Origin of the sequence: Nocardia veterana NBRC 100344 (genome assembly GCF_000308855.1) — a bacterium.
GTDB lineage: Bacteria > Actinomycetota > Actinomycetes > Mycobacteriales > Mycobacteriaceae > Nocardia > Nocardia veterana.
In genome coordinates, this window is the sequence record NZ_BAGM01000052.1 from 64,694 (window position 1) to 81,588 (window position 16,895).

At 69.4% G+C, this 16,895-nt stretch carries 16 protein-coding genes; 14 read left to right on the forward strand and 2 right to left on the reverse strand.

From position 1 onward, the window contains the following. Positions 1-5 precede the first annotated feature (5 nt). The 3 genes from qcrA to ON37_RS08770 all read left to right on the forward strand — a co-directional run bounded on the left by qcrA (position 6) and on the right by ON37_RS08770 (position 3,174). Entirely contained in the window at positions 6-1,166 is a 1,161-nt protein-coding gene (gene qcrA, locus ON37_RS08760) for a cytochrome bc1 complex Rieske iron-sulfur subunit (protein WP_051031372.1), read from the forward strand. Then, positions 1,163-2,791, forward strand: a complete 1,629-nt coding sequence (gene qcrB / locus ON37_RS08765; protein ID WP_040718338.1) for a cytochrome bc1 complex cytochrome b subunit — start codon at positions 1,163-1,165, stop codon at positions 2,789-2,791. The genes qcrA and qcrB overlap by 4 nt, the downstream gene beginning before the upstream one ends. A 107-nt stretch (positions 2,792-2,898) precedes the next feature. Further along, positions 2,899-3,174, forward strand: a complete 276-nt coding sequence (locus tag ON37_RS08770) for an Lrp/AsnC family transcriptional regulator (protein WP_040718339.1) — start codon at positions 2,899-2,901, stop codon at positions 3,172-3,174. Between the two features lie 19 nt (positions 3,175-3,193). Here the strand turns inward: ON37_RS08770 and ON37_RS08775 are convergent, their stop codons facing one another. Continuing rightward, positions 3,194-5,032, reverse strand: coding sequence for a DEDD exonuclease domain-containing protein (locus ON37_RS08775; RefSeq protein ID WP_083892826.1), 1,839 nt, complete (start codon positions 5,030-5,032; stop codon positions 3,194-3,196). Positions 5,033-5,572: 540 nt separating this feature from the next. Between ON37_RS08775 and ON37_RS08780 the strand changes: the two genes are divergently transcribed. The 10 genes from ON37_RS08780 to ON37_RS08825 all read left to right on the forward strand — a co-directional run bounded on the left by ON37_RS08780 (position 5,573) and on the right by ON37_RS08825 (position 14,636). Then, entirely contained in the window at positions 5,573-6,166 is a 594-nt protein-coding gene (locus ON37_RS08780; RefSeq protein ID WP_040718340.1) for a C40 family peptidase, read from the forward strand. A gap of 174 nt (positions 6,167-6,340) precedes the next feature. After that, complete coding sequence (locus ON37_RS08785) at positions 6,341-7,438, forward strand: NlpC/P60 family protein (RefSeq protein ID WP_040718341.1); 1,098 nt, start codon at positions 6,341-6,343, stop codon at positions 7,436-7,438. Between the two features lie 53 nt (positions 7,439-7,491). Next, positions 7,492-8,496 carry a hypothetical protein gene (locus ON37_RS08790; protein WP_040718342.1) on the forward strand — a complete coding sequence of 335 codons (1,005 nt, stop codon included), beginning with the start codon at positions 7,492-7,494 and terminating at the stop codon, positions 8,494-8,496. A 42-nt stretch (positions 8,497-8,538) separates the two neighbouring features. Next, positions 8,539-9,702: a glycosyltransferase family 4 protein gene (locus ON37_RS08795; RefSeq protein WP_040718343.1), complete on the forward strand. Its 1,164-nt coding sequence runs from the start codon at positions 8,539-8,541 to the stop codon at positions 9,700-9,702. 90 nt (positions 9,703-9,792) lie between these two features. Continuing rightward, entirely contained in the window at positions 9,793-10,176 is a 384-nt protein-coding gene (locus ON37_RS08800; protein WP_040718344.1) for a polyketide cyclase / dehydrase and lipid transport, read from the forward strand. 23 nt (positions 10,177-10,199) lie between these two features. Further along, positions 10,200-10,637 (forward strand): SRPBCC family protein, encoded by a 438-nt coding sequence (locus ON37_RS08805; protein ID WP_040718345.1) that lies wholly within the window; start codon positions 10,200-10,202, stop codon positions 10,635-10,637. A gap of 83 nt (positions 10,638-10,720) precedes the next feature. Then, on the forward strand, positions 10,721-11,929 hold the full coding sequence (locus tag ON37_RS08810; RefSeq protein WP_245553121.1) for an ArsA family ATPase: 1,209 nt from the start codon (positions 10,721-10,723) through the stop codon (positions 11,927-11,929). Then, entirely contained in the window at positions 11,926-12,606 is a 681-nt protein-coding gene (locus ON37_RS34040; protein WP_245553118.1) for a hypothetical protein, read from the forward strand. Before ON37_RS08810 ends, ON37_RS34040 begins: the two co-directional genes overlap by 4 nt. After that, positions 12,603-13,652: an ROK family protein gene (locus ON37_RS08820; RefSeq protein WP_051031364.1), complete on the forward strand. Its 1,050-nt coding sequence runs from the start codon at positions 12,603-12,605 to the stop codon at positions 13,650-13,652. Before ON37_RS34040 ends, ON37_RS08820 begins: the two co-directional genes overlap by 4 nt. Positions 13,653-13,910: 258 nt before the next feature. After that, complete coding sequence (locus tag ON37_RS08825) at positions 13,911-14,636, forward strand: lysophospholipid acyltransferase family protein (RefSeq protein ID WP_040718346.1); 726 nt, start codon at positions 13,911-13,913, stop codon at positions 14,634-14,636. A 173-nt stretch (positions 14,637-14,809) separates the two neighbouring features. Here ON37_RS08825 and ON37_RS08830 read toward each other — a convergent pair whose 3' ends face one another. Beyond that, the gene (locus tag ON37_RS08830) at positions 14,810-15,325 is read right to left on the reverse strand and encodes a polyadenylate-specific 3'-exoribonuclease AS (protein ID WP_040718347.1); all 516 of its coding nucleotides are present in this window, start codon (positions 15,323-15,325) and stop codon (positions 14,810-14,812) included. A gap of 172 nt (positions 15,326-15,497) precedes the next feature. Here ON37_RS08830 and ON37_RS08835 point away from each other — a divergent pair, with 172 nt between their 5' ends. Continuing rightward, complete coding sequence (locus tag ON37_RS08835) at positions 15,498-16,883, forward strand: class II 3-deoxy-7-phosphoheptulonate synthase (RefSeq protein WP_040718348.1); 1,386 nt, start codon at positions 15,498-15,500, stop codon at positions 16,881-16,883. Positions 16,884-16,895 lie beyond the last annotated feature (12 nt).

A 16,895-nucleotide genomic window follows, 5' to 3' on the forward strand; every position in this document is an offset into this window, starting at 1 on the left:
ACGACATGAGCCGGCCTGAGGATGGCGGCGGCAACGCAGGGGACAAGGACGTGAACCTGAACCCCACCGAGGAACAGCTCGACGCGATGTCGAAAGAGGAGCTGGTCGAACTCGGCACCGCGCGCGACGGGGTCGACGTCGTCTATCGCGCTCCGCGCTGGCCGGTTCCGGGCACCCGCGCGGAGAAGCGTGCCGAGCGTCAGGTGACGTTGTGGTTCGCCATCTCCGGACTGGCGGCCGCCGCGCTGATCGGGGTCTTCCTGTTCTGGCCGTGGGAGTACAAGGGCCGCCACGAGGACGGCAACGGCCTCTACTCGCTGGCCACCCCGCTCTACGGCCTGCTGCTGGGTATCGCGGTGCTGGCGATCGGCGTCGCCGCGGTCCTGATCCGCAAGAAGTTCGTCCCGAACGAAATCTCCATCCAGACCCGCCACGACGGCCCCTCCGACGAGGTGGACCGGCGCACGCTGGGCGCGCAGCTGTCGGACGCGCTGGAGACCTCGACCCTGGGTCGCCGCAAGATGATCACCCGTACCGCCGGACTGGGCGTGGGTGTGCTGGGTATCGGCGCACTGTTCCTGTTCGTCGGCGGCATGATCAAGAACCCGTGGGCCAAGGGCGACAAGTCCCCGCTGTGGGTGTCGGGCTGGACCCCGGACTACCCGGGCCAGACCATCTACCTGCGCAAGGACACCGGTCGGCCCGAGGACATCGTGCTGGTGCGTCCCGAGGACCTCGACGCCGGCGCCATGGAGACCGTGTTCCCCTGGAAAGAGGAATGGCGCGGCAAGAAGGAGGAGGAGCTCCAGTCGCTGCGCGGCATTCGCAACGCGGTCATGTTGATCCGTCTGCGCACCGAGGACGCGCAGAAAGCGATCAAGCGCAAGGGCCAGGAGAGCTTCAACTTCGGCGACTACTTCGCCTACTCGAAGATCTGCACCCACCTGGGCTGCCCGACCTCGCTGTTCGAGCAGCAGACCAACCGCATCCTGTGCCCGTGCCATCAGTCGCAGTTCTCGGCCACCGAGTGGGGTAAGCCGGTCTTCGGTCCCGCCGCCCGCGCGCTGCCGCAGCTGCCGATCACCGTCAACACCGACGGCTTCCTGGTCGCCAACGGCGACTTCATCGAGCCGCTCGGACCGGCCTTCTGGGAGCGTCGTTCATGAGCCCAAGCAAAGTGGTCGCTCAGGCCAACGAGATGGACGAGCGGTATCGTGCCGCGGCGTTCGTGAAGCGGTCGATCAACAAGGTCTTCCCGACCCATTGGTCGTTCCTGCTGGGTGAGATCGCGCTGTACGCGTTCATCATCCTGCTGCTGTCGGGTGTGTACCTGACGCTGTTCTTCGATCCGTCGATGACCGAGGTCGTCTACCACGGGTCCTACCAGCCGCTGCGTGGCGTGACCATGTCGCGTGCCTACGAATCGGCGCTGCAGATCTCCTTCGAGGTCCGCGGTGGTCTGTTCGTCCGGCAGGTGCACCACTGGGCCGCGCTGCTGTTCGCGTGCTCGATCATCATCCACCTGTTCCGCATCTTCTTCACCGGCGCGTTCCGCAAGCCGCGTGAGGCGAACTGGGTGATCGGCTCGCTGCTGCTGATCCTGGCGATGTTCGAGGGCTTCTTCGGATACTCGCTGCCCGACGACCTGCTCTCGGGTACCGGTCTGCGGGCCGCCTTCGGCGGTATCACGATGGGTATTCCGCTGGTCGGTACCTGGATGCACTGGCTGATCTTCGGCGGTGACTTCCCGGGCACGATCATCATCCCGCGCCTGTACGTCGCCCACATCCTGCTCTTCCCGGGCATCATGCTGGCGTTGATCGCGGCGCACGTGGCGATCGTCTGGTACCAGAAGCACACCCAGTTCCCCGGACCCGGCCGCACCGAGAACAACGTGGTCGGTGCCCGCATCGTGCCGGTGTTCGCCGCCGACCAGGGTGCGTTCTTCATGTTCACCCTCGGCGTGGTCGCCGTCATGGGTGGTGTGCTGCAGATCAACCCGATCTGGAACCTGGGTCCCTACAACCCGTCTCAGGTCTCCGCGGGTTCGCAGCCGGACTTCTACATGATGTGGACCGACGGTATGGCCCGTCTGATGCCGCCGTGGGAGCTGTATCTGGGCCGCTACACAGTGCCGGCGCCGTTCTGGGTCGCGCTCGTCATGGGCCTGGTGTTCGTGGTGCTGATCGCCTACCCGTGGATCGAGAAGAAGCTGACCGGCGACACGGTGCACCACAACATCCTGCAGCGGCCGCGCGACGTGCCGGTGCGGACGGCCATCGGTGCCATGGCCATCGCGTTCTACCTGGTGCTGACCTTGGCGTGTGTCAACGACATCATCGCGCTGAAGTTCGACGTATCGCTGAACGCGACCACCTGGTTCTTCCGGATCGCACTGCTGCTGGCGCCGCCGATCGCCTACTTCCTGGCGTACCGGATGTGCCTGGGTCTGCAGCGCGCCGACCGTCAGGTGCTCGAGCACGGCATCGAGACCGGTGTGATCAAGCGACTGCCGCACGGTGAGTACATCGAGGTGCACCAGCCGCTGGGCCCGGTCGACGACCACGGCCACCCGATCCCGCTGGAGTACCAGGGTGCGCCGGTGCCGAAGAAGATGAACAAGCTCGGCTGGGCGGGCAAGCCCGGTTCCGGTTCGTTCCTGCGGGCCGACCCGGCCGCCGAGGCCGATGCCCTCGTCGCCGCCGAGCACGAGGCCGAGCACAAGCAGCTCCAGGTCCTGGCGGCCTACCAGGAGCAGAGCAGCGGCGGTGGCGGCAAGCACAGCCACTGATCCGTTCGTCGCACGAGGCCCCGAGTCGATTCCGGCTCGGGGCCTCGTCGCGTCTCGACCGCCGCGGCGGCTGCCGGTTCGTCGGGGGCGCGCAATAGACTCGCGCCATGATTACCGCGATCGTGTTGATCCACGCCGAGGCCGCCCGCATCCCGGAAACCGCGCAGGCGCTGGCCGATCTCGACGGCGTCGCCGAGGTGTATTCCTGCGCCGGGGACGTCGATCTGATCGCGGTGGTGCGGGTGCGCGACCACGAGCAGATCGCGGAGGTGGTCACCGGGCGGGTGAACAAGACGGCGGGCGTGCTGCGCACCACGACCCATATCGCCTTCAAGTCGTATTCGAGTGCGGAGGTGGAGGCGGGGTTCTCGCTCGGCGAATGAGCGGGCGCGACCACGCGGCCTAGGTGCCGGTGCGGGCGAGATATTCGCCTGCGGCCGATTCGGCGCGGGCAGCGGATTCGGCCCGCTCGAGCCATCCCAGCCAGGGCCCGGCGCCCAGCCGTGGTTCCCGATAGCCCTCGCTGGTGCGCACGATGCGGGTGCCGGGCTGGTCGAGCCAGCGGGCGATGAGTGCGGTCTCCTCGGGCGAGGCGCCCCGCAGCGGGGGATGGCGGGGGTCGTCGAGGCCGTCGCCGATGCCGGGCAGTGGAGCGGCCGGGGCGTCGGCGACGGTGTGCAGCGTCGCGGGCAGGACGGTCTCCGCGGCGGCGACCAGGCTCTCGACCACCGGCATCGGAGCGACGCCGCGGGCGGCGGTCCCGGCCGCGGCCAGGCGGCCGTAACGGATCACCGTGAATTCCCAGCCGCCGTTGCCGTCGGGACGGGCGGCGATCAGTTCGGCGATCCGCGCGAGCGCGGCCAATCGCTGGGTGCGGCGTAGGACGCGCACCAGCGCGCAGGTGCGGTCCCGCAGGCGCGCCGCCGCTTCGAAATGTTCGGCCGCGACGTACTCGTCGATCCGGGCGGCAATGGCTCGCAACGGGGCGTCGTCGCGGCCGATGAACAGTTCCCGCACCGCCCGCGGTGCGATCGCGTAGTCGGCGGCCGTCGCGCGCGGCCCGAACGTCGCGGCCGGGCAGCAGCCGACGGCGGCGGGTGGGCAGTCGGCGCCGTGTGCGCCGCCGCGCGGGATGCGGGTGGTGCAGGTGCGCAGTCCGCTGTACTCGGCCAGCGTCTCACCGACCTCGGTGGCCTCGGTGCGAGAACCGAAGGGGCCCAGGGCATAGGCGGTCGGCGTGCGGCTCACCGCGAACCGGGGGAACGCCTCGTCGGTCAAGGTCAGCCACCATGCGCGTTTCGGGAATTTGGAGCGTCGGTTGTACGGCGGGGTGTGCGCGACCAGGAGCCGCAGCTCCCGCACCCCCGCCTCGAGGGCGTGCGCACACCGCACGTGATCCACCCGCTGCGCGAGCATGACCATTTCCCGCATCCGGGTGCGGGTTTCGGACCCGGTGAAGTAATTGCGTACTCGGCGGCGCAGATTCACCGCCGTTCCGATGTAGAGCACCTCGTCGGAGGGGCCGCGGAACAGGTAGACCCCCGGGGTGGCCGGCAGATCCGCGGCCAGGACGCGTTTGGCGCGCTGTCGCCGGGTGACCTCGGGGAGATAGTCGATGAGCTCGGGCAGGGTCTGCACGCCGAGATTGCCCACCCGCTCGAACAGCGCGTGCATGACGTCGACGGTGGCGCGAGCATCGTCGAGGGCGCGGTGGATGGGCCGGGTCGAGGCACCGAGCAGCTGCGCCAGCGCCGAGAGGCGGACGGTCGGCGCCTCCTCCCGGTCGAGGATGCGGCGGGCCAGCTGGACCGTGCACAGCACCTGGAAGGCGGGCCATTCGGCGCCGCAGCGCTGTGCGGCCGCCCGCAGGAAGGACATGTCGAAGCGGGCGTTGTGGGCGACGAGCACTGCGCCGGAAGCGAATTCGAGGAATCCGGGCAGTACCGACTCGATCCGTGGCGCCTGTCGCACCATAGCCGTGGTGATGCCGGTGACTTGCACGATCTGCGGCGGAATCGCGCAGCCCGGATCCACGAGGGTGGCGAATTCCCCCAGGACCTCGCCGCCGCGCACCTTCACCGCGCCGATTTCGGTGATCGCGTCTCCCTCGGGTCGCGTGCCGGTGGTCTCGAGGTCGACCACGACGAAGGTGACCTCGCACAGTGCCGGCTCGGGTTCGTCGCCGCCGTGACCGGGGATTTCGAGGGCCAGCTGGGCCGGTCGCGGAGCGGGGGTTGCCACGGCGAGCAGCGTAGGCGCAGGGTCCGACACGAACGGTCGCCGAAGCCGCGCAGCGACGAGGTTTGCGATGTGCGCGGTTCGGATTGCGCGAATATGCGGAAATGTGACCAGGCCCACAGTAATTCGGTTCAGCTATTGATCATGGTGGGTACGGCGGCGCGGTGCGGTCGCGACCGTCGGCTGGGTTCGATCCAGGGGTGGGTGCTGTAAACCTGCGGACTGTTCGGTTGGTTTTTGGTAGATCGAATCCGGGCTACGTGCGCTTTCGGGGGTCTGCCGGTCGGTCCGAGGTGGGGCGGCGCGCCCGATGGCGGGTGTCGGGATACCGCCGGGATCGCAACCGAACCGCCCCATCGTTATCGATTCGTGATTGCTGTGAGTTATCTCGCAGGCCATCGACCGGGGCTTCTTACCTGATCTCGTTTCGGATCGGCTGGGCTTTACAACGCACCGTTATGTCCTCGTAACCTTTTCGAGACCTCACGGAGTCCGACGCACCACCGGGTGCGGCGTCGTGGGGCAGATGAGGAGTACCGCATCATGGCGATCAAGCGACAGGTTCAGGGGCTGCCTCGCACCGCCCGCAGGGCCGTTGCGGCCGGAGCCGTTGGCGCAGCCACCCTCAGCGCTCTGTTGCTCCCGGCGACCACCGCCGCCGCCGCGCCGGTCACCGTACCCGGCGTCGGCACCTTCGACGTTCCCGACCAGGTCCTCGGCGCTATTCCGCCGGGTGCTGTTCCGCCGGGCGTGCAGATTCCGGGCATCGGCCCGGCGCCGTTCGCGCCGCAGCAGACCGTCGGCCGGCGTGCGGCCGACGCGGCCCTGTCCAAGGTCGGTGCTCCCTACTCCTACGGCGCCGCCGGTCCGGACGCCTTCGACTGCTCGGGCCTGGTGAAGTGGTCCTACGAGCAGGCCGGCCGGGAACTTCCCCGTACCAGCTACGAGCAGCTCGACGCGGGCACCCCGGTGTCGCTGGACGCGCTGGAGCCCGGCGATGTGGTGTCGTTCTACGGCGGCAGCCACTCCGCCCTGTACGTGGGTGACGGCAATGTGGTGCACGCTTCCACCGCCGGTGAGCCGGTGAAGGTCGCCCCGATCTCCTCGATGCCGGTGGCGGGCGCTCGCCGCTACTGATCTGCTCGGCCCGGATCGGCGCATTCCGTACAGTTCGGACCGCCGATCCGGGCATTCCGGGTATACGGCGTGATCGTTTCGTGGCCTGCTGGACATGGACGGTCGCCGTTCCGTAACCTTATCGAGACCTTCGTGGTTTCCAGCTCGGGACGAGAGAACGGGGCACGGCAGGCCGTGACAGCGCACAAAGGTAACGCGCAGCGCAGCAACAGAACCAGGCGCCTGGTCGGCGGGTCACTCGCGGTGGGTGTGCTGGTATTCGGGGCGGGGACGGGTGGTCTGGCCGCCGCCGATCCGGCACCGGCCGGGCAGCCGGCCACGGCCGGCGACGCCGTGCAGCGTCTGATCGAGCTGTCCCACCAATCCGAGCAGTTGAATCAGCAGGCGCTGGCCGCACAGGGCGACCTGGAAGCCAAACAGGCCGCCGCCCGCGACGCCGACGCGAAACTCACCACGGCGACCCAGGCCGTCGATGCCGCCAAGGCCGAAGTGCGCAAATATCAACCGGCCGTGGACCGTACCGCCGTCGCCGCCTATCAGGGGGCCCGGACGAACCGCCTCTTCTCGGTGCTCGTCTCCGATTCCCCGCAGCAGTTGCTGGATCAGATGTCGACTCTGGACGTGCTGTCCACCCAGACCGCCGACCAGCTGGCCCAGTTCTCGAAGGCCTCCGCCTCGGCCACCGCCGCCGAAACCGCGGCCAAGACCGCCGCCGACTCAGCCCGGGCCGCCTCCCAGAAGGCCGATCAGGTGCGCGCGGATCTGGAACGCAAGCGCGCCGATCTGCAGGGCGCGATGGCGCAGGTCATCCAGGCGTGGGGCGCGTTGTCGGCGGGGGAGAAGTCCACCCTGGCCGGATCGCTGTTCCCGCCCGGATTCGACCGCGACACCCTGCTGCGCGGGCTGGTGCCGGGCAGCGGCACCAGCGCCCTCGCGGCCGGGCTCACCCGCGTCGGGGACCCCTATGTCTGGGGCGCGACCGGTCCCGATCAGTTCGATTGCTCGGGGTTGGTGCAATGGGCCTTCCACCACGTGGGAATCGATCTGCCGCGCACCAGCCAGGCTCAGGCCACCGTCGGTACGCCGGTCTCCCGCGACGACCTGCAGCCCGGTGACGTGGTGTTCTTCTATTCCGATGCCTCCCACGTCGGCATCTACGCCGGAAACGGCATGATCCTGCACGCGTCCACGTTCGGTGTGCCGGTCGCGGTGGCGCCGATGGGTAATACGCCTTTCCATTCCGCACGCCGATACTGGATCGGAATGCCGTAAACACTGCGAGAATCTGGCGGCGAGTAATCACACCGATGTGAGGATCGTGTCGAATGAGCGCTTTGCTGCGGGTCCGGGACTGGCTGGCACATCGTCGACGGTTCGAATTCGTCGCCACCATCGCGATGGTCGTCGCGCTGACCGCGGCGGGCGGCGCGTTGCTGCTGTTACCGAAGTCCGGCCTGCCTACCGTTCCCGCCGCCACCAGCTCCGACTCCGCGCCGATGACCCACGCCGATCCGCAGGTCCCGGACCTGCGGCGGATCATGAGTTCGTACGGACCCGTTGTCGCCCAACAGGTTTCCGGTGACGACGGGAAGCTGTCGGTGGTGCTCGGCCATCCGTATCAGCGTGGCGACGTCGACCAGTTGGCGCGCGAGGTCGGTCCGGCGGTGACGGCCGTCTCGGAGGTGTGGGGTACCGACTGGGCACACGAGGCGGTCGTCGCCGTCGCCTCCGGTCCGTCGGAGTTCGCGGCCCTGACCCACGCCACCGGCCCGGTCTCCAACGAGGTCGCGGCCGCCTCGGTCGCGGACCCGTTCGTTCCCGGCGCTCGGCCCACCGGCCAGCGCATCGTCTTCGCCGCCGATGCCGGCCGCCGCCTGGGACCGGACGGGCTGCGCGAGACGCTGCGACACGAGCTCACCCACGTCGCGGCGCGGGCGCAGACCGTCGACGGTTCGCCGCAGTGGGTGCTGGAGGGATTCGCCGAATACTGCGGCCGTCGGGGCGGGCAGCAGCGGTTCGCGCAGGTCGCGCCGACCGTGACCACCCGCGCGCGGGCCGGCGACCTGCCCGCCGATCTGCCCGCCGACGCCGCATTCGTGCCCTCCGCCGACACCAGCGCCGCTCTGGCCTACGAACAGGCCTGGTCGGCCAACGCCTTCGTCGCCGACCGGTTCGGGGAGCCGAAGCTCGTGGCGCTCTACCGGCGGCTGGCCAGCGGGCCACAGGATCGCGCGGCGCTGGACCACGGCCTGCGCGAGATCCTCGGCATCGATCACGACGCGTTCGTCGCGGCCTGGCGCGAGTGGATCAAGGCGCGAGTGGCGGCCTAGGCCCGGCCCGGCCGGGACCGGGCGCACCCATAGACTCGGCCCATGGCCCGCACGCTGTTGATCACCAACGACTTTCCGCCGCGCCCGGGCGGGATCCAGTCGTATGTCCATTCGCTCGCCGTGCGGATGCCGTCGGAGGATCTCGTCGTCTACGCGCCGCGCTGGCGCGGTGATTCCCACCTGCGTTTCGACGCCGAACAGCCGTTCCGGGTGGTCCGGCATCCGACCACGCTGATGCTGCCGACCCCGCTGGTTGTGCGCCGGGCGGCGAAACTGCTGCGCGAGCATCGGTGCGACACCGTATGGTTCGGTGCCGCGGCGCCGCTGGCGTTGATGTCGCCCGCGCTGCGGCGCGCCGGTGCGGATCGCATCCTGGCCAGTACGCACGGTCACGAGGTGGGATGGTCGATGCTGCCGGCCGCCCGGCAGGTGCTGCGGGTGATCGGCGATCACACCGATGTCGTCACCTACGTCAGCAAATACACCCGGCGGCGGTTCGCGGCGGCCTTCGGGGCGCAGGCCGCGCTGGAATATCTGCCCCCGGGCGTCGACAGTTCGATCTTCCGTCCGGACCCGGCGGCGCGAGCCGAATTGCGCGCCCGCTACGGCCTCGGTGAGCGTCCGACCGTGCTGTGTCTGTCGCGGCTGGTCCCGCGCAAGGGACAGGACATGCTGATCCTCGCGATGCGGGAAATCCGTCGCCGGGTCGACGGCGCGGTCCTGGTGATCGCCGGCGGCGGGCCGTACGAGGACAAGCTGCGCGGTTTGGTGCGGGCACTGGACCTCGACGGCGATGTGGTCTTCACCGGGCGGGTCCCCGCGGCCGAACTGGCCGCCCACCACACCATCGCCGACGTCTTCGCGATGCCCTCGCGCACCCGGGGCGCGGGGCTGGACGTGGAGGGTCTGGGCATCGTCTACCTGGAAGCCTCGGCGACCGGAGTGCCGGTGGTCGCCGGAAATTCCGGTGGAGCACCGGAAACGGTTCTCGAGGGGCGCACCGGCACCGTGGTGGACGGTCGCAGCGAGAGTGCGATCGCGGCGGCGGTCGCCGACATCCTCGGTGACCCCGACCGAGCGGCCCGGATGGGTGCCGCCGGGCGGGAATGGGTGGCCGATCAGTGGCGCTGGGACGTGCTCGGCGCCCGGCTGCGTACTCTGCTCGATCCGGCGGTGCGGTCGGGGGCGGGCGGCGCCGGGAACTAGGTGGTGCCGATCGGAGCCCGGGTCGTTACCGTGTCGGCGCTGTGACCCAGTAGGCTCGGCTCCCATGAGCGAGCGCAGCGAGCCACAGCCGTGAGCAGCATTCAGGTGGCCGACCAGACCTTCGTCGCCGCTTCGGGCGCCGCGGTCGCCGAGGTGCTGGCCGACCGCGCACGGTGGCGGCGGTGGTGGCCCGACCTCACCCTGGAAGTTCGAGAAGACCGCGGCGACAAGGGTATTCGCTGGTCGGTCGCCGGCCCGCTGACCGGCACCATGGAAGTGTGGTTGGAGCCGTCGCTGGACGGGGTGATCCTGCACTACTTCCTGCACGCCGAGCCGCCGGGCGCGGCCTCGTTGTCGCCGCGAACCCTGATGGCGGCCAACAGATCCCGCCGGGTGGCCGGGAAGAAGATGTCCTTCGAGGTGAAAGCACGGCTGGAGGCCGGCCGACCCGCCGGTGTGTCCCCGGCACGATAGGTCGAAAGGAAACGCTGTCAGTCATGGCCGACCGGACCCAGAGGTCGATCATCGTCGATGCCCCCTCGGATCGCGTGATGGCCGTCATCGCCGATCTACCGTCGTATCCGGAGTGGGTTTCGGCGGCGCGATCGGTGGACGTACTCGAGACCTACCCGGACGGGCGGGCGCGCACCGCGCGGTTCGTCCTGGACGCCGGCGTCGTCAAGGACACCTACGTGCTGTCCTACGACTGGCGCGCCGACGGCCGGGCGGTGAGCTGGAAACTGGTCAGCGGTGAGCTGCAGAAGGCCCAGGACGGCACCTACGAGCTCATCGACCAGCCCGACGGCACCACCCAGGTGGTGTACGAGCTGACCGTGGACCTCAGCATTCCGATGATCGGGATGTTCAAACGCAAAGCCGAGAAGGTGATCACCGATACGGCCCTGAAGGAACTCAAGAAACGGGTCGAAGGCTGACGGCGGCCGCGCAGCGCGGTCGTGGTGCCGTCACGACCCGGCTCGAACTGTTCATCGGCAAGGGCGGAGTCGGAAAGACGACGCTGGCCTGCGCGGCGGCCATCGCCGCGGTGCAGGCCGGGCAGCGGGTCCTGGTCGCCTCGATCGATCAGGCCCATTCCCTCGGTGACGCACTGGGTTTCCGCTTCGCGCACGACCCGGGCACGGTCGCCGGGGTGGCGACCGTCGCCCCCGGGTTCGACGTCATCGAGATCGATTCCCTTGCGCTGCTGGAGGATCGGTTCCGTGAGGTGGTGCGGATGATCGGCGGCGCCGGCCACGACCACGGCATCGACCTCGCGGCCCTGGACCCGGCCGAACTGACCGGGCTGCCCGGGGTGCAGGAACTGCTGGCCCTGAGCGAGATCGCGCAGTTCGCGGGCGAGGACGACTGGGATCTGATCATCGTCGACTGCCCGCCGTCGGCGGATATGCTGCGCATCGTCACCGCACCGGACACACTGCTCGGCTATCTGGAACGAGTGTGGCCGCAACATGCCCGCATGATGAGTGCCACCGGAACCGATCTGCGGCGGGCGGTGCTGGCCTCGACGATCGAGCGGATCGCGGCGGCGGTGACCGCCATTCGCGATTTGCTGGCCGATCCGCACCGCACCGGAGCACGGTTGATCACCGGCCCGGAGCGGGTGGCACTGGCCGAATCGGCGCGGGTGCGCTCGGCGGCGGCGCTGCTCGGGATGCGCCTGGACGCGGTGGTGGTGAACAAGGTGCTCCCACCCGTACCCGAGGGTCCGCCGCATCCGGCCGTGCAGTGGTATGTGCAGCGGCGCGCCGAACAACTCGACGTGATCGCCGAATTGCGCCGCCGGATGCCCGATGTGCCGGTGACCATCGCCCATCACAGCGGACCGGAACCGGTCGGCCCCCGGGCGCTGGCGGCGCTCGCTCAGGCGCTGCCGGTTCGTGGCAACCCGCCGGCTCCGGCGGCAGACCCTATGCTTGGCGATGCGATGCCGGAGCAGGGCGGTGCGGCCGGGGCGCCGGAGGTGCGGTGGGAGTCGGGCACCGGGCTGGAGTCGGTGTTCACGCTGCGGCTGCGGCTGCCGGTGGTCGACCCGGGCACACTGCGACTCGGACGAGTGGAGGACGATGTGATCGTGGGAGCGGACGGGGTCCGGCGGCGGCTACGCCTGGCGCCGGTGTTGCGACGGTGCACGGTCGATGACGCCGAACTCGTCGACGGTCAGCTCGTCGTGCGCTTCCGGCCCGACCCGAGGGTGTGGCCGCAATGACCCACGCCCACGACGACAGTTTCGGCGAATTCGCCCAGGAGCTGCGCGCACTCGCCGAAACGCTGCTCGAACGCATCGAGCCCGCGTTGCGCCGCGCGGCCGCCGACGATCGGCAGTGGGACAGCTGCAGCTGGTGCCCGGTCTGCGCGGCGGCCGCGCTGGTCCGCGGGGAACATCACGAGGTGGTCGCCGCGATCGCCGATCACGGCACGGCGATCGTGACCGTGCTGCGCGAGGCCCTGGCCGGTGTCCCGGTCGAACCGCTGCTGCCGGACGACCTTCCGGATCCGGACGCCGGGTCGGCGAACGAATCCGGTACCGCCGCAGACGAATTCGATCCCGGCCTCGGGCGCACCGCGGCCGACGGGTGGATCGCGGACGGGGTGGGCGCGCAAGACGCCGATCCGGGCGCCGCGAATCCTGCCGCCGACGAGGGCCGGCACCGGGCCGGCGCGACCCGATCCGGACGTGTGGACGCACAGCAGGACGGACCGGCGCGCGCAGCGGTAGCGGGCGGCACCGAAGGAAGCCGAGCGGGCGGCGCGGGGGAGACATCCGCTGCGGCCGCCGAGCCGGGCGACGCCCGGTCCGGGCGGCGTTCGAAACGTGCCGGGCGGGGGCGGGATTCGGCCGAGCGAACCGGCTATGTTCCCATCCCCGTGCGGTTCGAGAAATGACCACGCGGATCGGGCGCGAGGCCCCACTGACCGTCGGCATCGATGTCGGCGGGACGAATATCCGCGCCTCGGTCGTCGACGGCACCGGCGAGGTGCTCGACACCGTGCAGGCCCCCACGCCGCATTCCGCGCACGCGCTCGAGGACGGTCTCGATCGCGCGGTACGAGAACTGTGCGCGCGCCACGACATCGGTGCGGTCGGGCTGGCGGTCGCCGGATTCGTCGACGAATCCCGGTCCTCGGTCCGGTTCGCGCCGCATCTGCCGTGGGAGGACACCGCGGTCGCCGGGCGGCTCGGGCGTCGGCTCGGCCTGCCGGTGATTCTCGAACACGATGCCAACGCCGCGATGTGGGCGGAATACCGGTTCGGCGCGGCGGCCGGCGCGCACAACGGAGTACTGGTCGCGATCGGTACCGGCATCGGGGCGGCGCTGCTGGTGGAGGGCCGGCTGTATCGCGGAAGTTACGGTGTCGCACCCGAACTCGGTCACTTGCAGGTCGTTCCGCACGGCCGGGTGTGTCCGTGTGGGAAACGCGGGTGCTGGGAGCGATATTGCAGCGGAACGGCTCTGGTCGACACCGCGATCGAAATGCTCGCCACCGATCCGATGCCGTCGACGATTCTGGCGCGCGAAGTCGTCGGTGACCCGGGATCGCTGACCGGGCGGCGAGTCGCGGGCGCGGCGCACGACGGTGATCCGGTGGCACTGCACGTGATGGCGGATTTCGCCCGCTGGCTCGGCCTGGGCTTGGCGTTCGTCAGCGATATCTTCGACCCGGACCTGATCGTCATCGCGGGCGGGGTCAGCTCCTCGGCGCCGCTGTTCCTCGACGATGCGCGCGAACACTACGCCGAGGCCATCACCGGCGGCCGCCATCGCCCGCTGGCCCGCATCCGCACCACCCAGCTCGGTGAGGCGGCCGGCATGATCGGCGCCGCCGAACTCGCCCGCACAGCGTTGGCCGGCGGGGGCCCCGAGGGGACCGGCCGCGAACCGGCCGCGCCGCGCTCCGAACGAGCCCGCTCGGCCGCGGGGCGCGAGTAGGCGGCGCTGCGCCGGGCTGCGATTCGGATCGGCGGAAACCGATCGTCGTGCCCCGCGAAAGTGGATCGGGACCGGCAATCGGTTTGTTTCCACCCCCGGATGCGCCCTTCGTGTACCCGAATTCACCGATGTGATTGCCGACATGTGAAATACCTCGTGTGGGGTTGGTCGCAGCAGGTCGGCGGCGGTAGAGTCGGGTCCAGGAGGAGCCTGCGACGAGGCCGGTCCCGTTCGAACAATCACAGGGGAAAGGACGCAATGTTCTACTGGCTGCTCAAATTCGTGCTGGTCGGGCCCTTCATGCACCTTTACAACCGTCCCAAGGTCGAGGGCGTGGAGAATATCCCCGCCGACGGAGCAGTCATCCTCGCCGGCAACCATTTGTCGTTCACCGACTGGTTGTTCACTCCGCTGATGAGTCCGCGGCGAATCACCTATCTGGCCAAGGCCGAGTACTTCACCACGCCCGGCTTCAAGGGCCGGCTGCAGAAGTTCTTCTTCGCCGGCACCGGCCAATATCCGATCGACCGCAGCGGCGCCAGCGCGGCCGAGGATGCGCTCAACACGGCCCGCAAGCTGCTGCGGGAGGGTCGCATGGTGGGTCTGTACCCGGAGGGCACTCGCTCGCCCGACGGCCGACTGTACAAGGGCAAGACCGGGGTGGCACGCCTCGCCCTGGAGACCGGTGTGCCGGTGATCCCGGTGGCACTGATCGGCACCGACGAGGTGTGCCCGCCCGGCCCGTTCCGGTGGCGCCGTCGCCGCGTCACCGTGAAATTCGGTGCGCCGATCGACTTCTCCCGGTACGAGGGGATGGGCGGTAACCGCTTCGTCGAGCGGGCCGTCACCGACGAGATCATGTACGAGCTGATGCGGATGTCGGGCCAGGAGTACGTCGACGTGTACGCCGCCAGCCTGAAGAAGGGCGTGCCGTCCGGCAGCCGCCCCGAGGCCGAGCGCATCCCGGAAACCCTGGCGAGCTGAACAAACGGCCCCGCAACTACCCCGAATTCGGCCTCCGGACCTCGTCCGGGGGCCGAATTCGTATCGGTGGTTTCGGCGCCCGCCGATCCCCGGGCGGGAGCGGTGTGGTCAGGCCGTGCGCACCCGCGCCGGCACAGCGAGCGGGCGGCAGCGGCGCATCGCTGCCGAATCCGCTACCGCTGATCGATTCCCGTGATCGCCCCGCTGCGCCGGAAGGCCTCGATCGCCTCGTACTTGGCGAGGTTGTGCCGCGCGTCCGCGAGCGCGTCGTGGGCATCGGCCGGGACCGGCGGCAATTCCGGGCGGCCGTGCTGATCCCAATGCTGGCGCAATTCGTTGGTGTAGCGCGGCAGGGCCGCGGGCAGATCCACCATCGAACCCCAGAGCTGGCAGAACGCCACGTGATCGTAGGCGCCCACCCATGCCCACAACTCCGGCCGCACGGTCGGGCGGGGAACGAGGAATTGATAGAGGTCGTCGCGAATGCGCTGCCGGCTGCGCCACAGCGGCGACGACGGTGCGGGGAGTTTCGGCAGGACATTGCGCCGCACCCATTGTCCGGCTCGCTCCGGGTCGAATTCGGTTGATACCGCGTAATATTCCCGACCGTCCTCGCAGACCACGCCGATCGAAATCAGATCGATCGTCACCCCGTCTTCGATGAATTCGCAGTCATAAAAATATTTCACGCGGTCAGTGCCCTTCCCGATTCGGCGTCCACCGGTGTTCGCGGTGCGATGTCGGCCGAACCGCCCGACCCGGCCCTGCGCTCGAGGTTACGGCCCACCCCGGGCGGCCGGATTCATCGCCCCCTACCCTCCGGGTTACCCCACGATTGCGGAAGGTCCGTATTCTGATCTGGTGAACTGGACCGTCGACGTACCGATCGATCGCTTGCCGGAACTGCCACCGTTGCCCGCCGAGCTCCGTCGGCGCCTCGACGCCGCACTCGCCCGCCCCGCCCTGCAGCAGCCGTCGTGGGATCCCGAGCAGGCCGCCACCATGCGTACCGTCCTCGAGAGTGTGCCGCCGCTGTGCGTGCCGGCCGAGGTCGAGGAGCTGCGCCTGCGACTGGCCGAAGTCGCCCGCGGCGAAGCCTTCCTGATGCAGGGCGGCGACTGTGCGGAAACCTTCGCCGACAACACCGAGCCGCACATCCGCGGCAATATCCGCACCCTGCTGCAGATGGCGGTGGTGCTCACCTACGGTGCGAGCCTGCCGGTGGTCAAGGTCGCCCGGATCGCGGGCCAGTACGCCAAACCTCGCTCGGCCGATGTCGACGCGCTCGGACTCAAGTCCTATCGCGGCGATATGGTCAACTCGCTCGTCGCCGAGCCCGCCCAGCGCGAACACGATCCCTCGCGGCTGGTGCGCGCCTATGCCAACGCCAGCGCCGCCATGAATCTGGTGCGCGCGCTGACCGGCGCGGGCATGGCCGACCTGCACAAGGTGCACGACTGGAACCGCGATTTCGTCGCGCAGTCGCCCGCCGGCGCGCGCTACGAGCAGATGGCCTCCGAGATCGATCGCGGCCTGGCCTTCATGAACGCTTGCCGGGTCCAGGACCCCAGCCTGCAGTCGGCGAAGATCTACTGCAGCCACGAGGCCCTGGTCCTCGACTACGAGCGCGCGATGCTGCGGTTGTCGCACAACGCCGCCGGCGATCCGGTGCTCTACGACCTGTCCGCGCACTTCCTGTGGATCGGTGAGCGCACCCGCCAGCTCGACGGTGCGCACATCGCCTTCGCCGAACTGCTCGCCAACCCGATCGGAATCAAGATCGGCCCGGGCACCACCCCGGATCAGGCGGTCGAATACGTCGAACGGCTCGACCCGAACAACGAGCCGGGCCGGCTCACCCTCGTCGCGCGGATGAGTAACACGAAGGTCCGCGACGTGCTGCCGCCGATCATCGAGAAGGTGCAGGCGACGGGCCATCAGGTGATCTGGCAGTGCGATCCTATGCACGGCAACACCCACGAGTCCTCGACCGGTTACAAGACCCGTCACTTCGACCGCATCGTGGACGAGGTGCAGGGCTTCTTCGAGGTGCACCACGCCCTGGGCACCCATCCCGGCGGCCTGCACATCGAGCTGACCGGTGAGAATGTCACCGAATGTCTCGGCGGCGCGCAGGACATCTCCGATCTGGACCTCGAGGACCGGTACGAGACGGCCTGCGATCCTCGCCTGAATACGCAGCAGTCCCTGGAATTGGCATTCCTGGTCGCCGAGATGCTGCGGTGACGGATCGGCCAT

Bases quoted from the DNA above. Each gene is read 5' to 3' on its own strand.
- qcrA (WP_051031372.1), top strand. From the start codon at position 6: ATGAGCCGGCCTGAGGATGGCGGCGGCAACGCAGGGGACAAGGACGTG.
- qcrB (WP_040718338.1), top strand. From the start codon at position 1,163: ATGAGCCCAAGCAAAGTGGTCGCTCAGGCCAACGAGATGGACGAGCGG.
- ON37_RS08770 (WP_040718339.1), top strand. From the start codon at position 2,899: ATGATTACCGCGATCGTGTTGATCCACGCCGAGGCCGCCCGCATCCCG.
- ON37_RS08780 (WP_040718340.1), top strand. From the start codon at position 5,573: ATGGCGATCAAGCGACAGGTTCAGGGGCTGCCTCGCACCGCCCGCAGG.
- ON37_RS08790 (WP_040718342.1), top strand. From the start codon at position 7,492: ATGAGCGCTTTGCTGCGGGTCCGGGACTGGCTGGCACATCGTCGACGG.
- ON37_RS08795 (WP_040718343.1), top strand. From the start codon at position 8,539: ATGGCCCGCACGCTGTTGATCACCAACGACTTTCCGCCGCGCCCGGGC.
- ON37_RS08805 (WP_040718345.1), top strand. From the start codon at position 10,200: ATGGCCGACCGGACCCAGAGGTCGATCATCGTCGATGCCCCCTCGGAT.
- ON37_RS34040 (WP_245553118.1), top strand. From the start codon at position 11,926: ATGACCCACGCCCACGACGACAGTTTCGGCGAATTCGCCCAGGAGCTG.
- ON37_RS08820 (WP_051031364.1), top strand. From the start codon at position 12,603: ATGACCACGCGGATCGGGCGCGAGGCCCCACTGACCGTCGGCATCGAT.
- ON37_RS08825 (WP_040718346.1), top strand. From the start codon at position 13,911: ATGTTCTACTGGCTGCTCAAATTCGTGCTGGTCGGGCCCTTCATGCAC.